The 20,244-nt window shown below is 70.7% G+C and carries 9 protein-coding genes, 1 tRNA gene and 2 pseudogenes; 6 read left to right on the top strand and 6 right to left on the bottom strand.

Going from position 1 to position 20,244, the window contains the following annotated elements:
* The first annotated feature begins 367 nt into the window (after positions 1-367).
* Positions 368-724 carry a MerR family transcriptional regulator gene (locus JKV81_RS11335; protein WP_202075601.1) on the top strand — a complete coding sequence of 119 codons (357 nt, stop codon included), beginning with the start codon at positions 368-370 and terminating at the stop codon, positions 722-724.
* A gap of 658 nt (positions 725-1,382) precedes the next feature.
* Here JKV81_RS11335 and JKV81_RS11330 read toward each other — a convergent pair.
* Both JKV81_RS11330 and JKV81_RS11325 read right to left on the bottom strand, forming a co-directional pair.
* Complete coding sequence (locus tag JKV81_RS11330; RefSeq protein ID WP_202075600.1) at positions 1,383-1,799, bottom strand: hypothetical protein; 417 nt, start codon at positions 1,797-1,799, stop codon at positions 1,383-1,385.
* A gap of 96 nt (positions 1,800-1,895) precedes the next feature.
* Entirely contained in the window at positions 1,896-2,216 is a 321-nt protein-coding gene (locus tag JKV81_RS11325; RefSeq protein ID WP_236056311.1) for a hypothetical protein, read from the bottom strand.
* A 111-nt stretch (positions 2,217-2,327) separates the two neighbouring features.
* Between JKV81_RS11325 and JKV81_RS11320 the strand changes: the two genes are divergently transcribed.
* A tRNA-Ala gene (locus JKV81_RS11320) sits at positions 2,328-2,401 on the top strand.
* A gap of 12 nt (positions 2,402-2,413) precedes the next feature.
* Here JKV81_RS11320 and JKV81_RS11315 read toward each other — a convergent pair.
* Positions 2,414-4,015: an ISL3 family transposase gene (locus JKV81_RS11315; RefSeq protein WP_129260202.1), complete on the bottom strand. Its 1,602-nt coding sequence runs from the start codon at positions 4,013-4,015 to the stop codon at positions 2,414-2,416.
* Between the two features lie 582 nt (positions 4,016-4,597).
* On the opposite strand from JKV81_RS11315, the gene JKV81_RS11310 reads away from it, so the two are divergent.
* The 3 genes and pseudogenes from JKV81_RS11310 to JKV81_RS11300 all read left to right on the top strand — a co-directional run.
* Positions 4,598-4,840 carry a DUF8825 domain-containing protein gene (locus tag JKV81_RS11310; protein WP_129260203.1) on the top strand — a complete coding sequence of 81 codons (243 nt, stop codon included), beginning with the start codon at positions 4,598-4,600 and terminating at the stop codon, positions 4,838-4,840.
* A 578-nt stretch (positions 4,841-5,418) separates the two neighbouring features.
* Positions 5,419-5,787: a VOC family protein gene (locus JKV81_RS11305; protein WP_124278864.1), complete on the top strand. Its 369-nt coding sequence runs from the start codon at positions 5,419-5,421 to the stop codon at positions 5,785-5,787.
* A gap of 881 nt (positions 5,788-6,668) precedes the next feature.
* A pseudogene (locus tag JKV81_RS11300) lies at positions 6,669-7,129 on the top strand (type I-E CRISPR-associated protein Cas7/Cse4/CasC); the annotation flags it as partial.
* Here JKV81_RS11300 and JKV81_RS36520 read toward each other — a convergent pair.
* The 3 genes from JKV81_RS36520 to JKV81_RS11285 all read right to left on the bottom strand — a co-directional run bounded on the left by JKV81_RS36520 (position 7,126) and on the right by JKV81_RS11285 (position 19,502).
* Positions 7,126-7,449 carry a transposase family protein gene (locus JKV81_RS36520; protein WP_307820521.1) on the bottom strand — a complete coding sequence of 108 codons (324 nt, stop codon included), beginning with the start codon at positions 7,447-7,449 and terminating at the stop codon, positions 7,126-7,128. The pseudogene JKV81_RS11300 and the gene JKV81_RS36520 sit on opposite strands and share 4 nt — an antisense overlap.
* Before the next feature lie 227 nt (positions 7,450-7,676).
* Entirely contained in the window at positions 7,677-19,136 is an 11,460-nt protein-coding gene (locus JKV81_RS11290; protein ID WP_202075599.1) for a WXG100-like domain-containing protein, read from the bottom strand.
* The gene (locus JKV81_RS11285; protein ID WP_129260206.1) at positions 19,137-19,502 is read right to left on the bottom strand and encodes a hypothetical protein; all 366 of its coding nucleotides are present in this window, start codon (positions 19,500-19,502) and stop codon (positions 19,137-19,139) included.
* 542 nt (positions 19,503-20,044) lie between these two features.
* Here JKV81_RS11285 and JKV81_RS36170 point away from each other — a divergent pair.
* Positions 20,045-20,244, top strand: a pseudogene (locus JKV81_RS36170) (DUF6009 family protein); the annotation flags it as partial.

Below are 20,244 nucleotides of genomic sequence, written 5' to 3'. Positions count from 1 at the left end.
CGGGCCGGAACGGCGTGTTCGTCCGACGCTCGTCACTCTAGAACCTGACGTTGACGTGAGGTGCAAGTCGCTGCTGCGGCCCGGCGCGGATGGGGGAGGTTCCCGAGCAGGCGGCGGTGAGCGCGGGGGCCTGTGCCACTGCGAGGGATCACGCCACCCGTGACGGCCGAAAACCATGAGCCCCGCCTCGGGCGGCCTCGGCGGTCCGACACGACACGAGGACTGAGGTGCGTACGTGAATCCCGTGAACGCCCTCGGACCCGCGACCAAGCGGTGGATCAGCCCCGAGGCTCGCCCCTGGGCCGATATGGCTAACCTGAAGCTGACGTCAACGTGACGTACGAGCGGGAAGGGAGTGGCCTGCGTCATGCGCATCGGACAGCTTGCCAGGCGGTCGGGGGTCAGCGTGCGGGCCTTGCGTTACTACGAGGAGCAGCGGCTTCTGGAATCGGCGCGGACGCCCGGTGGGCAGCGTGACTATCCTGACGAAGCCCTGGAGCGGGTCCAGCTCATCCAGGATCTCTTCGCGGCGGGCCTGTCCAGCCGTACTGTGGTCGAGCTCCTGCCGTGCGTGAGCACGGGCGTCGCGACCCCTGCCATGCTGGAGCAGCTGATCATCGAACGCGACCGGATCGCCGCGCGTATCCAGGACCTGAACCGGGCGAAGAAGAAACTCGGCCATGTGATCGAAAATGTGACCGCGGCGAACGTGGTGCAGGACTGATCGACCCGTTGCGAGGGGTGGGGGTCCCGGGAGTGGTTCAGGCGCTCCCCGTGGGGTCCGCGTGGGGGCTGCTTCAGAAGGCGGCGAAGGCCGGTGGGGGAGGTGTCGCTGTACCTGCCAGTACGTCCCGCAGGACGTACTGGAAGCCCGCTGATGCGCACTTTCCACGTCGTCACTCACGCACTTCAGGGTGAACAGGATGTCCCGTGGGGCCCTGTTCCTCAGCGGGAGTAGCACCGCCCGGCGGGTCCTGTCCGGCGTCTCCGCCCGGCACATTCCACTGGCCGCTCGCTCTCAACGATTCCGGCTACCGTAAACCCGGACGTCCAGCGAGCCGACGGCCATCTCCTGAATCGCATGCTCGAATCCCGCAGCGAGAGCTGACAGCCGTGAGCCCGGTGGAAAGACCCGCGTGTGTCTTTGGCGGCTCGGGAGTTACGTCTTGATGGTGTACGTGTGAGTGGTGGCGCACCGGCGCCTCGTCGCTCATTCCAATAGAAAATACCTCTAGTGGCCAGAAGGCGAAAAGCGCTCGGCTGTGAAACTCTCACAGCCGAGCGTTGGCGCGCTGTTTCCACACCGGTTGACGGAGCAATGTGCCTTTCTACCGCGCGGGCCCGTATCCGAAACGCCGAAAATTAACCTGCGCGACGATGAATCAGGCGTACCAGTTGCTCGTACCGTTGACACTCAGTCGCACGTTCACGGACCCGCCGCCCGACGAGGGTATGTTGACTGTCGGTGCGAAGCAGCCGCGAGTGAATCCCGGGTTTAAGGTCGAGCTGTTGCACAGCGTGTTGCTGCCGAAGTTCGACACAACCTCGCCGGCGACGATCGCAGCGGCGGTCCCAGTGTGCTGGATGACGAGAACAACTTGCGTGTCATTGTTGGCATTGGTGACGACACACGGCTTGAACTTGATGTTCGCGGAGATTCTGTGTGTTTTGCAAGGAAGGCAATTCCAGTTGCTGTTCGTGTTCACTTCCTGCCAGTTCGCCGCAGCGCTGGCAGGGGAGGCGGTGAACGCGAGGGCTCCCGCAGCGGCGGCAGCAACCGTCAGAGCTTTGAAGCGCACAGGAATTCTATCTCCTCGATCGATTTTCCCGCCGTGTGATTACGGAAGGGGTACTCACCCGAGCAGATTCCATTGGTCGGAGCCAGCTCGCTGATCTTATGGACACTGCACTCCGACAGAAAGAAACAAACTGGCCACAAAATCTTCACACATGGCTGAGGGGTGATGTTTGAGGCGGCCAAATTTCTTGGTGGTGCGGGCGCGGCCGTGGAGTTCGGTGGACATCGACAGTGATCCGGCTTCGCCGCCGGCCACGACGAGGACGGGCTGGGTGAGCAGGTCCTCGACCATGTGGAAGATGAGGATTCGCGAGACGATCTTGGTGAACAGGAACGTGTTCTTGGTATTGGGGTGCCGGGTGCGCGGGGTGAGGTAGTAGTCGTGCGAGAGACCCGCCTCGGGGGCGGCTTCGTTCATGAGAATGGGTTCTGGCACAGGTTCTGTGAGGTCGTCGCGCTGAGTGATCAGTCCTATTGGATAAATTTCAGAGCGCTGGGTGTGGGGGGCTCGTATGATCGTGGGCGGGATGGGGCTCGTAGCGCAGTGGCTGTCGCGCCTTCACCGCATGTGGGAGGACGCCGGTTCGAATCCGGCCAGCCCCATCCCACCCTGGCTCATGCCAACAGGACGCGTTTCCGTAGGAGTTGAAATCCTGCGCGACCGAACATCTGGCGCTTGAGCATCTTGATCCTGTTGACATGGCCTTCGACGACGCCCGAGTTCCAGGGGAGGGTGAGGCCGGCGATGACGGCTTCGCGGTCGCGGTCGATGCCCGCGGCGAGCGTGTGGAGGCTGGGCAGGTCGTCCTGTCTCACGGCGGTGAGCCAATCCGGCAGGCGCTCACCCTGGCGCTCAGTGAGCATGGTCGCGAAGGACCGAACGTGCCTGGTGAGTGCGTCAATTTCGGGGCAGTTGGCCCGGACGTGCTTCAAGTTGAGCTGTTCGGTCTCGGAGAGATTCTCCGGACGGCGGAGGACCCATCCGGCGACGCTTCGGGGCGAAGGCGGACGGGCCGTCACCGGCCGCAGCGAGGTGCGTTTCTGGCGAAGGTAGGCGCGAACCCGCTGGTAGCTGCCCGTGTAGCCGAGCGGGACGATCTCTTCCCACAGTTTCCAGGCGTTGGTGCAGCCCTCGTTCCAGCGGTCGTCGAGGTAGGGCTTGTACTCGTCGAGAACCGAGGTCCTTGCCTGCCACTGCCCGGTGAAAAGGTCTTCCGGCCTGGCGGCGTCCGCGTACCGTTTGACGGTTCGGCTTGTCATGCGGAGCTGCCGCTGGATCGCGCGGCGACTGTGCCCCGCCTCCACCAGGGCGTGGACCGAGGCGTGAACGGTCCGGGTCCGGTCGGCGAACCGGTGGCCGGTCGGCCAAGGCGAGCCGGACAACTCCTGCGCAGGTTCTGGCTCCGTCTCGGGCGTTTCAGGTGTCTCGGGAGCCAGAACACGCAGACATCGGCGGTGCTGGGCGATGCTCCGCTCGGCGGCCTCGCTGAGGTTGTGCCAGAGGTGCCACCGGTCTGCGACCTGCACAGCCTGCGGTGCACCGGCCGTGGTGCCCTCGGCGAAGAACGGCGCACGATCCCGGCACACGACCTCGATTCCGGGTCGCTGGGCCAGCCATGCGGCCAGGCTCGACGACTCCCGGTCCGGCAGCAGGTCGATCGGCCGGCGGGTTTCCACGTCGACGAGGACCGTGCCGTAGTGGCGGCCCTTGCGGGTGGCGTACTCGTCGACGCCGACCACCCGCGGAGCGGGCACCTCCGGCTCGGGAAGCGCGTCGACCAACCGCAGGACCGTGCTGCGGCTGACCCCCGCACCCACGATGTCGGCCAGGCGGGCGCCGGCCCGGCCCGCGAGGGCAAGACCGATCGCGGCCAGAGTCGACCGGAGCCGCTCGGTCCGCTGACCGTTCCTCCGGGTCAGGCCGGGTATCTGCTCGACGAACGTGCGACGTCCGCACTCAACGTTCCAGCAGGCGAACCGGCGGACCTGAAGTTGGAGAACGACGCTTCGTCCCGCACTCGGAACATCAGCGGGAAACCGCAGGTAGGAGCCGTGCACCTTGGCTGACCACGCCCCACAACCCGGACACGAGGCACCGGCTGCGGTGCACCGCACATCAACACGCACTATCGCGATGTTCACGTCTACCGACAGCACCGCGACGTCTGCGATCGACGGGAACAACAGCTCTTCCAGCCGGAACAAGATCTCATCCACAGCCACGAACTGTCGGCCCGGTCACTCGTGCCACTGCTCGCTTTGAGGCAACTTCCCATGCCCTCCACACAGTTCAGCCTTCACTCACAGTGCACGGATCACACAACCTGAGCCAGAACCCGTTCTCATGGACAAAGCCAACCGGGTCCTTCCGATGCGGCGGCTTCGTAGCAGGCCGCGCCAGGTGAACCGGGGGGCGGGACTGGGGTGCCTGCGGGCGACCGGCCGGAGACTGAGCCGGCGGGAGCATCGGCTGAACGGGCTGGGGGAACGTTGCCCCTTCGGTGGACGGCTGAGCGGGCGCGGCCGGGGCGGGGACGGCGACTGGGGGCTGGGGAGCCGGTCGTTGGGCGTGTTCGCGGGCGAGACGGCGACGGTGCGTCTCGCGGCCGTTCTGGGCCTTCTCCAGTGCGGCCATCAGCTGGAACGCGGGAGCACGCCGGAGCCCGGGGTGATGCCCGAGGCCGGACAGGGGGAGGGGGACCAGGCCCCACCAGTTGGCGCCGTCGGCCGGGCAGGGGTGGGAGATCTTCCGGAGCGTCTGAGTAGCATGAAAAATCGAACATGCAATCTAATTAGTGGATGGAGCGCTTCCCCTTCCCTGACGACCTCGTACGAGCCCAGCAGGAGTGGCACGACACCTGCCGCGCACTCGCCCTCCCGCGCCCACGCCGCACCACCGAGCTCCGCCGCCGCCTGCTTGCCCTGTCCGTCCGGATCCACTGGCACCCCTTCTGGTCCACCCCGCCGGGCCGCACGCCTGCGGCCCGGGTGGACCTACGGCGGCGGGCCCGCGGCGGCCGGCGGACGGAGGGTGCAGCGTGACGCGGCTGCCGACTCGGTGTGGCCCCGAGGCATAGCCATGCCCGACGGCACCCCGCCATCACCCGAATACAACAAAAACTTCCCGCACCGCTCGCAGCGCTGTGTACAGGTCAAGGGGCATGACCGGCTGCCGTGCGTCACAGTCAAGCGCTGAGGCCTTCGCTTGACGGGTTCACGGAAGCCGACTTCCAGATCCACCTGAGCATATAGGCGCATCGCGCCCGCACTCCGGGACAGCGCCACAACCTGCCACGGGCCCACGTCTCAGAGCAGCATTTCTCTCGGTCGGTCCCCCCGGAGCCCTCACGCCCGGGGGGCTGTGCTCTGAGCCCCATCACGACGGCGCCCGCCGCCCCCGGAAGAAGGCCGAGGGCGGGCGCCGTCATTGCATCGAGTGATGCCTCCCCGACTTGAACCGCAGGCCGAGGAAGGGGCTGAGGTGACCGGCTCTCGGGCTACTCACGCTGGTCGTGGACGGCAATCCGGCAGGGAGATCGCCTGGCAGGGCGGCTTTGCCGATTACTTCACCCTCCGCGAGCGGTCTACCCAGCGACACGACCGTTCTCCATAGGAGTGCCATGTCCACCATCCAGCCAGTGATCCTGACTGCCGACCAGGACGTCCTGCTCGGCTTCTATACGAAGCTGTTCGGCGCCGAGGAGACCTTCCGGGTACCGGAGAAAGGGCCAGCCTTCTACCGCGGCTTGCGCATCGGCGACACCGACCTCGGGCTAGTAGCCAAGACGGACCTGGGGACCGGGGCTGCACCGCGGATGCTGCTCAGCATCGGTGTTGACGACGTCGACGAAACGCTCGGCCGCGTGGAGGCTCTGGGCGGCTCGGTCCGCAGCGGCCCCAACGACATGCCGTGGGGACAGCGCGTCGCCCACATTCAGGACCCCGACGGCAACCCGGTGAACCTGACCCAGCCGATCCCGGCCCAGTGACAAACCGGTAGGGCGCCCGCTGGGATCCTCCATGGCGGGCACCATCTTCGTGGAGTCAGTCTGCCCACTGCAGTCCGAGGGCGGCGAGCACGGCGAGTTTGTCGGCGGCGAGCGTGGCCCGCCTGGTATTGCTGTGAGAGCAGGGGCGTCAGCCCGAGTCCTACCTGCCGCTGCTGCTCGGGGAGCAGGCTGCTCTCCCGCCCTGCGCCCACGCCTCATCACCCGTGCCCGCGCTGCCTCGTGGCGTGACCGCTCACGAGGGGGCCGACGCCCTTCGTCTTTGGCGGCGGCTTTCACGCGGCTTGAGGACCTCGATACGCAGTGCGCGCAGCAGCTTGAGCGTGCCGTGGTTGTCGGTGGTCAGTCAAGGCGTGAATCGCCATGAGGACGGACCCCCCGATCTGTTTCGCGGTGGCCAGGTCGTTCGCTGCCAGGGCGGCCTGATTGAACAAGGCGTGAGCCGTCGGTCAGGATCTCAGGGCGCTGCGTCGGCCAGCCGGTGAACCGGCGGATTCCTAGTGGCGGGGAGGGCCACCGCGGATGTGCTGGCGGCGCCTCGGTCGCAGATAGTCGCTCTCGTTGGCTTCACTCGCACGGGAGCCTTGTCGACCGGGGCCGAGGGCCAACTGCCCAGACCCCACACGACGGAGGGACTGAAGGGACTGGAATGTACAGACGACAAACGTGATTCCCCACGTTCTCCCCCCGACCGCCTCGGCCCCCCGCACTGACACCGAGCTCGCGTCCCAGCTACCGGAGCTACACCTGCCGGAGCAGTCCCTCACAGAACAACCGTCGGCCGACAGCCCGGCCTCCACCGGCGGCCCGACTCCCATCGACAACGAAGCCACCCGCACCGCGGACACCGACAAGGACGCCTCGTGAACCGCATCTTCCTCGACGTGCACGCCCTCCAGACCGTCCCGCCCAGCAACGTCAACCGTGACGACACCGGCGCCCTAAAGACTGCGGTGTACGGGGGAGTGCCGCGTGCCCGGGTATCCAGTCAGGCCTGGAAGCGGGCGGCCCGTACCTACTTCGACGACGAGCACCTGCTGGATGCGAGCGAGCTCGGGGTGGGACGAAGAAGATCGTGGAGGCGGTGGCCGACCGGATCACGGGGCTGGACCCGTCGGTCGGCAGCGAGGCGGCTCTGCGCATCGCGGACGAGACGGTCAAGGCCACAGGCCTGAAGACGGAGGTGCCGAGCGTGAGGCCACCGCTGCCACGGAGGGGAGCCGGAGCCGCGCCCGAGGCCAAGTACCTCGTCTTCCTCAGCTCCCGCCAGCTGGACGGCCTCGCCCGGCTGGCCGCGGCTGGCACCGACGACATCACCACTCACGCCCCGAAGACATCGGCCAGCCTTGCGCCGGCGCAGCCAGCCAGGGCGAGGCCGACCTCGGCCAGGGCTGACCGCATTCGCTCGGTCCGCTGGCTGTACCGCCGGGTCAGGTCCGCGACCTGCGCGACGAACGTCCGTCGCGCGCAGGAGATGTCTTCGCCCGTGAAGCGCCGGACGCCGAGTCGCAGCACCACCCGCCGTCCTGCCACGGGTAGGTCGGCGGGAAACCGCAGGTAGGAGCCGTGCAACCGCCCCGAACACCTACCGCAGCCTGGACACCGAGACCCAGCCGTCCGGCATCTGACACCGACTCGGATCACCTCGCCATCCTCCTGGGCCGACTCCACTCTGATCCCGGGATCCGCCAGGAAGAGCAGCTCTTCCCATCGGAGCAGTACCTCGCGCACAGCCCAGAACCATCAGCCGAACGCGGTCGGCACTGGCAGTTTCCGGACGATCTCGCGAGACCTAGCAGCAGACAGACGGTCACAGGCAGTAGGCACACCACAGAAGTCGGACCAGAACCGGTTCTCGTGAACAGAGCCGGTCAGTCGAGCAGCGGATGTACGGCCCCCGACGTGTCGGGCTCACCCCGTTGCACCCGCACCAGCCGGTGCTGTTCCGAGGTCAGCCCCAGTTCGGCCACGGGGAGTTTGTCACCGAGCAGCGCCGCCTGCGTGGACTGGGACAGCGACAGCGTCACCCCGGCGGCGGCGAGTTCCGCGAGCGACACCATCCCCTTGACCGGCACCACGGGCGGCGGCGGGGGAGGCGGAGCACCGGGCGGCCCGGCGGACGCGGTCTTGACCTGTTCGGGCACGACCCGCACGCCCAGCCGTTCCGTGAAGAGTCCCGCCACCTCTCCCAGCCAGCCCGCCGCCACGGCCGGATCGAGACCGGGCCGGACAGCCCCGCTCATGTAGCGGCCCGACTTGTCGTTCACCGTCCACCGCTCCAGCTTCTGACTCCACCGGAACTCTCCCGAGATCCGGCTCATCCCGGTGTCCGACAGTCCTGACTCACCGAAGCGGGCCGCGATGCCCGTGTGCCCCAGCCCGTCCAGGTCGTCCCGCAGCTCGTCCGCCGTCAGGTCCGGGGTCACCCGCCGCATGCCTGCGAGCAGCGCCTCGAACTGCTCGGGCGTGACGATCGCGCTCGGCCGTTCGCTGCCGAGCAGGACCCGCCCCTCCGGGTTCACCGTGTAGATCCAGACCGCGTCCCTGTTGCCGGTGATCAGCAGGGCGGGGTCGATCTCGTCAAGGGGCGTCCACAGCGGGTTCACCCGTACGTCGCCGACGGCGTCCCGCTCCTCGGGCTTGACGCGTTTCGGAGCCACGGTCTCGCCGAAGACGAGCAGGTCGGTGGGTTCCGCGGTGCTTCCGTCGTAGTGGTCCCTGCCGTTGTAGTGGACCTCGATCACTCGGGAGGCACCGCTGGGTCCGACCCTGCGGGTGTCGGCCAGGCGGCCGTTCCACGCCACCTCGATTCTGGCCTCGAACGCGTGGGCGAGCAGGGGCAGGAAGATCTCGCCGACATCGGTCATGTAGCGGTCCTCCCAATGGGAGACGGCGTCCAGGACCTCGTAGGTCTCCACGGTGTCCAGCGGGGCCGTACTCGTCGGGTACACAGCGGCCAGCTCCGCGCGCAGGCCCGCCTCCGACCGGTCGGCCAGCGTGTCCGCGTCCACGCCGTGGTGCGCGAGCAGCGGGACGAGCCCGGCTCGGTGGAGACGCGCGATCCGCTGCCCGAACTCCGTTACCGTCGACAGGCGCAGCTGTCCGGTGACGGCGTGGGGCAGCCGGCCTTCGCTCGCGGTCAGGTAGGTCCGGACGGCCTCGCGCATCGCGCTGACGACAGCGGTCTCCGGGCCGCCCGGCTCGTACCGGCTCGCGGACCTGACCACCGCGCGGCTGCTCAGGTCCGCGCGTACGCCGCTCACGTCGCCCAGCCAGGCGTACGCGTCGGGGTGGGACTCCGCCAGGCCGGGCAGTCGGCTGCGTACGTGAGCGGGGTCGCCGGCGATCAGCGCGAAGAAGAGGCACTCCCCGGTGCCCGGAACCCGCACCGGCCGCCCCCTGGCAGCAGCGCCGGATGGAAGCGGAGCGGGCGAGAACGGCGGGGACGGCGGAGCGGGCGGGGTCTGCCCCGGCCCCCGCTCACCGGTTGTGCGGCCGTGCTTCGGCCGGTCGGACCGGGGCCCGGTCCTCGACACGCCGGTTTCGGACCCGTCCGTCCCGCCCGCCGGATCGACCACGTCGACCGTCGGCTTCGCCGCCCCGGCAGTCTTCGCCGAGGTCGCCCCGGTCTCCGCACCGGGCTCGTCCGTCACCTCCACGGCCGCTTCCCGCACCGCGAGCTGGTAGTGGCGGCCGACCAGGCTCAGCACCACACGCGGTCTCGGGCCACCCGCCCGTACGTCCAGCGAACCCGCCAGGTGCCCGGTGGGGTCGGACGGGCCCGGGCCGAAGTCCTGGAAGCGCCCTTCGCCGTCCACGACCGTGATGTCGACGTCGAACGTCCGGGCGGCCAGCACCGGCAGCAGGTCCGCGGCCCCGTGGTCCCAGCCCGCCTCGCCCTCCATGTTGCCCGGGCGCGTCAACTGGGCGACGGCCAGCGCGGCCCGGGCTTCGGGACCAAGGTTCACGGAGTACGGGATCAGGCCGCCGAGCCCGTCGAACTCGCGGCCGCCAGGGGTGTTCTCCCCGAGCGGCCCTGATCCCCGCAGCCCCGCCCCGGTGGCCTCGGCGTCGCTGAAGGTGTCGGTGATGTCCGGGGCGACGGCGTCGAGCAGATCCGCGTCCGACGGGTCCATGAGCCTGGCCGCGAGCGCCCGCCGCACTGTGTCCACCGCCGCCCGTCGGTCCGCGAGGTCCACCCCCCGGTCGGTGAGCAGGTCCGGCGCGCTCCTGCTCAGCCCCTCCACCAGGGCGTGCAGGAAGGCGTCTCCGTCCTCCGGCACCTCGTGCACGGCGTACGTGACGTGGTCGGGCGAGGTCAGCCGGGAGCCCTCGCCGGTGCCGGTCCTCGTATACACCGGCGGCCGGGTGGCGGCAGACGGCTCGGGCGGCGGTGGAGCGGCGGCGGGCTTCCGGTGGCTGACGGCCGGGGGCTCCGGCCGCCCCGCGAGGCGGGCCCGGCCCTCGGCGGTGGCCGCTTCCTGGTGCCAGCGGGTGAGCTGGTCGGTCGCCGCCCGCACCCGGTGGTACTCCGCCGCCGCGGTCTCCGCCGTCGTCCTCAGTGCGTCGAGCAGGGCGCGCCGGTTGTCGAAGGCGGAGACCGCGGCGTCGCGTCGGCGGGCCGCCGTCGCGACCCGGAGCGCCGCGGCGGCCACCTCCTCCTCGGCACGGCGCACAGCGCGGCCGGCCTCCTCCGCAGGCCCGCGCAGGGCGGCCATCCGTGCCTCGGCGGCCCGCAGCCGCGCCTCGGAGGCGACAAGCGTCCCACGGGCCGCCATGATCTGCTCGCGCATCAGGTCGGCCCAGCCGTCGTGAGCGACTTCACCGGCGGACTCCACGAGCGCGTCGAGTTCTGTCCGGGCCGCCCCCACCTGCTCCCGCACCTCGTTCCGGTGGGCCGTCGCCTCCGCCAGGGCGTTGCGGGGTCCCTCGGCGGCCCGGCCGGCCGCGGCCAGGCGCCGGCCGTCCGCCTCGGCGGCCCTCTCCGCCCCGGCGAGGGTGATCCGTGCGGCGTCCCGCTCCTCCCGCAGGCCGATGGCGGCCCGTCGCTTCTTCCAGTACGCCTTGTCGGCGTCGACCCACGCCTTGCTCGCGCTGCCGACGGCGTCCCACGCGGCGCCCACCCGGGCGGGGAAGTTGGTGTCGTCGATCAGCCCGAGCTCCCTGGCGACGTCGTCCCTGACCCAGACCAGGGCGTACGCCTGGGAACTCACGGCCTTCGGCCCGGGCCGGACATGGCCGAAGGTGCCGCCGACGAAGCGCCCGACACGGGTGTCCTTGACGCCCCGTCGCACGTCGGCGACGCTCAGCCAGGAGGTGGGGACCGCGAACAGGAAGACCCGCCCCGTCTTGGGCTTCGTGTTGATGGAGGTCAGCTGGTCCGCCGAGGTGGGCAGCGCGTCGCCTTCGGCGGCGTAGGGGCCGGTGCCCGACCCGCCCAGCTGGTGGAGCCCCGTCTTGTCTGAGCTGATCAGGACACCGGCCCCCAGCGCGGAGTCCTGGGCGTTCTCGCGGCCGACGGTCGCCGCGGCGCCGGCCCCGGTCCGCCGGAGCATCTCCATCTTCTTGCCGTCGGCGACGGTCAGCAGCCGGGCACGGCTGAAGTCGGGCTTGGCGTACAGGTCGAGCTGGGCCCTTTCGTCGCCGACGATGTTCTTCTCGCTCAGGCCCGGAATGCCGTAACCCTGCGGCGTCGTCGCCCGGTGGTAATACGCCGTCAGGGCGGCGTTGCCGGTTCCGTCCTCCAGCGCCTGGGCGGATCCCGTGCCGAGCCGGGTCAGCCCGGTGTCCCGGGCTCGGCGGGGCGCGTCGGGCCCGTCCATGGAGAACCCCGCGTCGTACGAGAGGGCGAGCGCGTAGGTGTTCGCGACCTGGATGTCGGCGAGTCCGACGATCCGGCGCACGTCGAAGCCGGTGTCGGGGAAGCGGAACGGTTTCAGGGAACCGTCCCCGTGCAGGGTGTCGGGCCCCAGCACATACGGCGAGACGCCCTGCCGGGGTGCGGCGAGCGCCGTCAGGTCCGGGGCCTCCAGCAGGTCCGCGCCCGGATCCGTGTCGGGGACCATCAGACTCAGAGGGACGTGCTCCCGCAGGGTCCCGGCGGGCCCCTCCTCGGTGAGGACCTGCTTGCCCCGGAACCGGTCGAACCCGGTGCGTACCGTGCCCCGCCCCTCCGGCGGCGGATCGTCCGCCTCCAGCGTGATCCGGAGGGTGTAGGGCGTCGCGATCTCCGCGTACGGTTCCGTCGAGGCCACCCGGAACACGGTCAGGGTGGATTCGGTACGGCTCTCGCCGCTGGATTTCCGGCCGGATCCGGTCTCCGTGAAGGTGGGGCCCGCGGCCACCGCCGTGGAGTTCTCCGTGTGCACCGCCTCACCGACGAGGTACCCGAAGTCGGCGCCCTTCGTGGACTCCGCGCCCTCGGTGACGGTCTCGATCGCCCGCCGGTTCTCCTCCATCTCCACGCTGTGGTCCAGCATCGTGAACGCCGCCTCACCGGGCACGAGTTGGACCCGGATCCGGATCTGCCGCCTGCCGAGGCGGATGCTGTGCCACCCCCAGGCCCCGGTACGGGCGGGAATCGACGCGCCGCCCCCCGTCATCTCCTTGTCCAGGGACCGCAGGACCCGTGACGAGACGAGGGTGCGTACGCGCTCCCGGCCCGCGTCGTCGAGACCGAGCGCGGCCACCCGCCGTTCGAACGCGGCGAGCACCGCCGACGGGTCCAGCGCGTTGACGGCGTACGTACCGAAGTTGTTCTCCCTGAGCCATGGCTGCGGGGACCAGCGGGCCTGGGTGTAGCGCGGCACCTCGCCCATGCCGTCCTCGATCAGCCCCACGAGGTGGGCGCTCTTCTCCGGTACGTGGGCCAGCCAGCCGCCGGGCACGGTCGTCATCCGCCCGGCCGCCGCGGCCAGCCGGTCGGGCACCAGCGGCCTGCCCGCGGCTTTGGAGCCCAGCAGGCTGGACGTCAACGCCAGCCAGTGCTCGGCGGTGCCCGACACGAGCACCTGGTGGCCGAAGCCCTTGCGGTTCATGTCGTGGACGAAGGAGCGGGCCACGGTCCTGCTCGTCTGGTCGGCCGTCGACCACGGGGAGGCGACCAGGCCGTACGTGCCGAGCAGTCCGGGCCCGGTCGCGTGGGAGCGGGCGTAGACGATCTGCCCGCCGGTGAAGAAGGTGCGGGTCCTGGTGAGCTTGCCCGTCGACTGGCCGCTGCCGCCGAGCACCATCTCCGTGTCCATCGGCACCGCTCCGGTCAGCGCACGGACGCCGTCCACCGCCGTCAGATGCCGGAAGTTCGCCCAGAGGGTGGCGTACGGGCCCTTGCCCATCAGCCCCGAGGCACTCCAGCCCAGCGGCCCGGAACTCTGGTCGAAGTTGGCCGTCAGATACTGGGCCTGGAAGGCCCGGAGCACAGCCTCACGGGTGGGCGCGCCCTCCTCGGTGAGCTGCCACGCGCCACCTGACCCGGAGGCCATGACCTGCCCCAGCGCCGCGACGAGCGCGGGGGAGGGCACGACACCGACGGTCAGGAACGGATGGTTCTGCAGCTCCCGGAACATCCGCGAACCCCGGCCGTCCGGCGTCACCGGGCCCGCCTCGCCCACCACGTCGGCGGCGCGCACCAGGCTCCCGGGCCGGGACAGATCGCCCAGTGCCAGCGCCCGTGCCCGGTCGGGCCGCAGCGTGCGCACCGGCTGCGTGGCGACGGCCGTGTAGGGGTTGACCGCCCCCCGGCCGTGCGGGTCCACGGCGGGGGCGTGCGAGCCCGGGATGCTGATGAGCACCTGCCCGGTCCGGGGGCCCCCACCGACCGTACGGCCGCCGGGCGTGGTCCCGACGAGCAGGTCCAGCGGCTGCCGGAAGACGAACGGCTGGGTCCCCAGCAGACCCAGCGTCGCGGCCCCGCGCAGCAGGCCGCGGAAGCGCCAGTACCCGCCGCGGTCCACGGTCAGCGAGAGGTCGTAGCGGTAGAGGTGCGAAGGCCCGGCGCTCACCGTCATCGGCTCGTACGTGGCCGTCGCGCCGAAGCCGGTCTCGTCGTCGGACTGCCACCCCCAGCGCACACCGGCGCTCGGCCCGCCCGCGTTGTGCGGGGCGCCGATGTCGTCCGCCATCGGGTCGCGGAAAGCGAGCAGCCCCTCGACACCCGCTTCCCCGAGGCGCTTGGAGCTCTTCTGCCCGTCGACCCGCTCCACACCGACCGAGCTGTAGCGCAGCTTGAAGTCGTCCTGCACACCCTCGAAGCGACGATTCGTCAGCTCTCCGCGCAGCCATATGTAGCGGTGCCCCTGCCCGATCCGGCCCGGCTCGACGAAGCGGACCCGGATGCCGGTCGTGGTCAGCGCCTCCAGATTCCCGGCCATGCTCCGGTGCGACAGGGCGGTGAGCACCTCGAGCGTGTTGGCCAGGGCCGTGCGGTACGCGTCGTCGTCGCGCCACCGCGACGGCAGGGGGCGCGCGCCGGCGGACGACCCGGACGGGCCCAGCAGGGCCGCGGTCCGCTCCCCCCACGTCCTGCGCTCCGGCGGCGCCAACTGGTGGAGCCGCGCGACGAGTCCCGGATACGCCGCCGCGAGCGCCGTCAGCACCTCGTCGGCGAAGGTGTCCAGAAGGGTGCGCCGCTGTCCCGCGGGGTCCGGCGGCCCCGTCCTCGTACCGTCGTCGAAGGCGAACTCCTCCACCCGGTGCATGCCCAGGGTGTGCGGCCGGTCCCGGGTCAGGTATGCGGGGGCGAACGGCTCGGGCGCTCCCGTCCGCGACGCACGCCGTAGCCCGTCGTCCCAGCCGGCCAGCCGCCGTGCCTCCGTACGGGTCATCCGGTCGACGCTCCACGTGTGGAACTGCCGGGGCGGGGTGGTGTTGCCGCTGAGCTGGACGTGGACCGTCTTGCGGACCAGGTAGAGGCCGGTGAGGTTGCCCTTGACCTGGCCGGCCGACTTGATCGCCCCCGATCCGCCCAGTCCCGCGGTGCGCGACACGGAGAAGAGATAGCGGAACGCCCCGCCGAACTGCAGCCGGAGATTGAGGGTGCTGTCCGCCAGGTCGAAGAAGTTGAAGGCCGGGCCCGCGACCCCGTCGATGCCGACCGCCGCCGTCTTCTGAAGACTCCGGTCGTTGCGCACGGTCAGGGTGTTGATGTCGCGCATCTCGGCGTCGGCCGTCTCCGTGATCAGCGTCGCCCGGCCCGGCACGACGTCGACGACGAAGACACCCAGGGGCGTGCGGGCCTTGTCGTCGGCGAACAGCGGGACGGTGGTGACGCGGCCCCTCGACAGGGCGGGGCTCTGCCGCTGGAAGCTCAACGAGGAGAAGAAGGAGTTCAGTTCACCGTAGGCGGTGCTGCCCGGTGCCACGCCGAGCTCCTGCGCCGCCCAGTCCCGCATCCGGGAGACCGGCCCGAAGCCCTCCGTCCTGACCAGCCGGTAGGACGATTGCCGGTCGAGCTCCATGGAGCGGGGGATGCGCCCGGGGGCGGCCTTGGTGCTCGTCACGCTGTCCGGCAGCCGTACGGACAGCCCGTTCCGCACCGCGAACCCGCGGAGGGCGGGCGCGGTGCCGGTCACGGTCCGGCCCTCCGCGTCGGTCACCCGCAGCTCGTAGTACACGTGGTCCAGGTAGACCCGGGAGCCGTCCAGCGAACGCGTCTCCGTCTGGGTCGTCCCCTGTTCGGTCTGCCCGTACCCCACCCGGTCGGTCCGGCCGAGTCGCAGACCGATCCGTCCGAAACCGCTGAAGGCTGCAGCCCCCACCGGCCCGACGGGCCCGCCCAGCGCCAACTGGGTCACCGACTGCATGGTCTTGTTCTGCCCGGCCGCCGCGACCGAGCGGTGCATCCCGTCCACCTTCACGGGACTGCCGTACGTATCGGTGAACTGCTCCCAGTCGCCGTAGTGGCGCACGGTGACCGCCAGCTTCCGCACACCGCCGTCCCGCGCCGTGTACGGGAAGACACGCCCGTCCCCGGCCAGCGTCTTGGGCTCGTGCGTGAACGCGTACGTGACGTCGTCCATCAGGGCCGACCCGGTCGACCGGCCCTTCCCCGACGGCGCGGGGCGCACGGTGTCGCCTCCCTCCGCCAGCACCCGACCGATCTCCGCCAGCGCCTGCCCGGTGCCGCGCAGCACCACGTCGCTGTGTCCGAAGGTCATGCCGCCGGAGACCAGCGAGAGGAGGATGGCGGGCGGCACGTCCCCGATGAGTTCGCCGACGTCGTCGATGTAGGCGGGCATCCGGGTGCCGTTGCCGAAGTCGACCGGCTCCCGCCGCCCACCGAGCGGGCGGGGCAGGCCCCGGTCCAGGACGGGCGGCCTGGTGCCGGGGAGTACGGGGGCGTACGGCTCGGCACCGGGCGCGCGGCCGGCCGTGGCCTGCCGCGATGCGGACGGCGGCACGGTGACGGACGTGGTCGCCGTCGCGGGTGCGGACGCGGTGGCGGGGGCGGTGATCGGGGCCGGGGCGGCGGCGGGTGCGGGTGTCGCGGGGGTCGACCCCGTGGTGGTGGGCCGGACAGCAGGTGGGTCCCCTATGTGTGCCGCGATCAGGTCCAGGTGGCGCCCGCGCAGGCCGCCCTGAACGAGCCCCTGGGGTGCGGGGCGCCGGTAGTCCCCGAGGAGGCTTCCCCCGATGTCCGGGCGGTGCGGTGCGACAGCGTGCCGGGACTCGTCACGCAGGCCGAGCATGTGCGAGATCTCGTGGGCGTAGTCGACGGGATGGGCGTCCGCCCACCACGCGGACCGTGTCATCTGCCGGTCGCGGCCGACGATCTGGACGTCGAGACCGTTGGGGTGCGGATCACTTTCGACGCGCTCCACGGTCACGTGCAGGAGATCCCCGTTCAGCAGCCGGTGGCCGGGGGCGTTGAACACCGTCTCCACACCGCTGAGGACCTTCTCCCAGACGCCCTCCGGCAGCCCGCCGGAACGGCCGACGCCGACCTGGACGGTCAGATCGGTGACCAGCTCGCCACCTGCCTCGAAGCGCCGTACGTCGAACTTCGACCTCACCACGAACTGGGTCGTCTGACCGGGCCGTTGCGGGTCGGGCGGCGCCGACAGCGGATCGACCCAGGTGTGCGAGCGTGCCTCCGGCACCGCACCGGCACGCGCCGCCTCCCAGGCGGGCGACCCGAGGGCCCCGCGCCCGGAAGCCTCCGGACTCTCCGGCGTTCCGAGGCCGGCCGGGGCCGCTGCACCGGACGGTTCCTGTCGTTCCGCGGACCGCATGTCCGGCGACGACGGTGTGGATGCGGCCGACGGGGCCGCGGTGTCCGGCCCGTAGGCGGGCGTGGTGGTGGCGGGAAGGGCCGTGGACGGGGCGGGCACGGGGGAGGCCGGGCCCGGCACACCCGTGGCCGACGTGGTGGGAAGCGGAGACGCCGGTGCTACGGACAGGGCGGTGGACGTGGAGTCCGGCGCCACGGCCGGTGCGCTTGGCGGCGCCGCGCCAGTGATCGCGGTCTCGGAGTCGGCGGTCCCGAAACGGGTGGTCCCGGCATCGGTGGTCCCGGCATCGGTGGTTCCGGAATGGTCGGGGAGCTCCCGCCCCGGCTCATCGGCCGGGCCGGTCCGATCCACGCCAGGCCCTCTTCGCGCGGGCGGGGGAGAAGCATCCGGTGAAGCGGCGGGTGAGGACGACACCGGGACGTGCGGCACGGTGGCCGGCGCCCCCGATGGCTCCCTGCCGAGGGCGGCCTCCGTGTCGTCGCCGCTCATCTCCGTCGCCTCGGCCGACCGCTGCGGGGCCCCGGTTGCCGCGCCCGGACCGGCCGACGGCCGTATCGCCTCCGCAGCTGCCATCGCGTCGTCGCTCACGGACTCCGGAGGGGGCAGAAGCGTCTCGGCGAGCGGCGGAGGCACGGCCCGCTGCGAAACAGGCGCGGAGCCCCAGGACGGCCCCGACGCACCACTTCCGAGCCGGGCCGTGTCCGACAGACCGCTTCGGACACTGTCCGACGGCATGGGGGCGGGCGTCGAAGCGGGCCCGTCGACCGTCTGTGAGGACGTCGCGAACGGTGTGGACGTCAGAGACGTGGACGGCACGGGCGTCGTGGGCGTGCCGGATGCCGTGGGGGCTACCGGCGTCGTGACGGGCGGGGACGGGGCCACCGGCGGTGGCTCGGGCGCCGGGGACAGGAACGCGGGTGGCACGGCCGGCAACGGCATGGTCACGGGAGGAGGCACGGTGGCCGGAGGCGTCATGGTCAGGGGCAGGCCGCGTCCCATGACCGGCCCGGGGCCGGCACCGGGCCCCGTGGACGGCGCCGTACTCGCACCCGGCCCGTCGCCGGGGGTACCGCCCTTGCGCGGCGGATCGTTGAGCCTGCCGGGGGCCACCGGCGGAGCGAGGAACTTGTCGTTCAGCCAGAGTGCGCCTTGGCCGACCGCCGACTCGGCGTACATGCCGAACACCCCGCTGGTGCCGGACCCCACGAAGGTCTCCCACTTGAACTCCCATGTTCCGTCGAAGAGCCCGGTGACCAGCACCTCCGCGAGCGTCTCGCTGAGTCCCGAGACGACGAAGACCGCCGGGACGTCATACGCGTCGTTGAGTCCCTTGGACAGAACGGGATTCCGCTTCGGGAAGTCGGTCTTCAGGTGGTCGAGGTACTGGCCGCCCCCGTTTCTGAACCAGCTCTTGAAATTGTTCGAGAAGTGTCCGAAGACGCTCCCGAAGACACCCCCGAGGGCGCCGAAGGCCGCCGCCTTGCCGACATCACCCCAGTCGATGCCCGACGGTCTGCGGCCCGGCGGGTTGACCGCGATCTGGGTGAGCTTGACCGCCAGCGTCTGGATCGCCTCGACGAAGGCCTCGCTGAGGGCGGGTGCGAGGTGGGTCATCCGCAGCAGCCGGTCGATGATCATCAGCAGTGCCAGCCTGCTGCGGGCCCGGGCCAGTGCCATCTGGGAGATCGAGGTGCCGCCCGTGAAGAACGCCAAGGCGGCCAGGAAGGCCAGCTCGATCAGGAGCATGACGATTTCGGCGATGATCTCCCACTTCGACTCCTGGATCTTCATCGAGTAGTCGATCTGACCGCGCGCCATGTCGTCCAGCTGATCGACGAACCCCTGGAGCCGGTCGACCCCTCCGTCACCCGTCAGCAGCGACAGCCCCTGGGTGTACCCACGTGCGACGTCCTCCGGAAGCGCGTGGCCGGCGTTGCGCACGGACTGCTGTATGGCGCCCCGCAGTTCGACGACCCGTTTCGCCAGGTCGAGGTAGAGGTCACGGCTGTTCCAGGCCAGGTTCTCCCTGGCCTGCAACGGCATCTCGCCAAGCAGGACCCAGAGCATCTTCCTGACGTCCTCGGGGAAATCGATCTCCTGCACTCAGTGCTTCCCCTGCCCGCCTTGACCCTGGGAGCCCTCGTACCTACTTCTGCCGTGGGCCTCGATCCGTTCGGTGGCGTCGGTGCGGGTGCTCTCGATGCTGTCCAGGTTGGCGAGCGTCGCCGAGACCAGCGCGTCCAGCGCCTCGTACAGTCCCTGGACGACGTCGGCGCAGTACGTGTTGTTCCGCTGGTACCGCGGACGCACCTGGAGAGCGAAGTCGTCCGTCCAGCCGGGCCAGGCCGTGTAGGCACCCTCCTGGTGCCGGAAGTCCTGCACCATCCGCTTCGCCAGGACGGGCAGGCTCTTCATCTCCTCGACACTGTGCCGCAGACCGCTCGGGTCCGCCTCGTACACCCCGCTCATCCCCGGACACCCTGCTCCTGGACCGGCCGCGGACCGGCCGCGGGGGCGTCGGCGGGGACGCTTAGGCCGATTGCCCGGGCGGGAGCGCGGAAGCGCGGGCGGCATGGTCCGGCCATCTCTGTGACGGTCATGGGGCCTCTCTCCTGGAGTCGTGCACGCCCGAACATGCGCCGCTGCCCGAGGTGTTGGTCCGACGGATCGTAAGCACGCAGACCCGCCTCCCGGGGCGCTCCGGCAGACGGGGAGCCGGACCCTCCGCCAGCATTCACGGCCGCGCCCCTGACCGTTGTCCGGACGTTCATCACTCCCGGTCCATGCTTGCGTCGCACCCGTGTATGCCCGTTCCGAGCTGTGGTTCTGCGTGACGGGACGTCGACTGCGGGAGCAGCAGAGCCGCGTCGGGCCGCTCCACGGGGCCTGACGTGCCGTTCGTCGGCGACGTCGGACGGGCGCAGGAGTCACTCCTCGACGCCGGCCTGGGGCGCTACCCACGGCCGTAGCAGCCCCCACAGGGAGGCCCGAGCTCAGAAGGCCTGGCTGGGGAGGCCAATCCCGACAGCGGCCTCTTTCAGCGCCGTACCTTCTTCTTGCTGCCCCACGACAGGCCGAACGACCCCGAGGGTCTCTACAAGGAGGGCGCGCCGGGCGAGGCGGTCGACCCGAGGACGATCGAGCCGCGGCGGGTGGGGGAGAAGACCCCGCGCTCCCAGGGGAGGCGCAGAAACGAGAAGGTGCCCTCCTG

This window comes from Streptomyces silvae, assembly GCF_016745505.1.
In the GTDB taxonomy this organism is placed as follows: domain Bacteria; phylum Actinomycetota; class Actinomycetes; order Streptomycetales; family Streptomycetaceae; genus Streptomyces; species Streptomyces silvae.
Note: the sequence above shows the minus strand (reverse complement) of the source record. Positions and strands in the feature narration are given on the sequence as shown.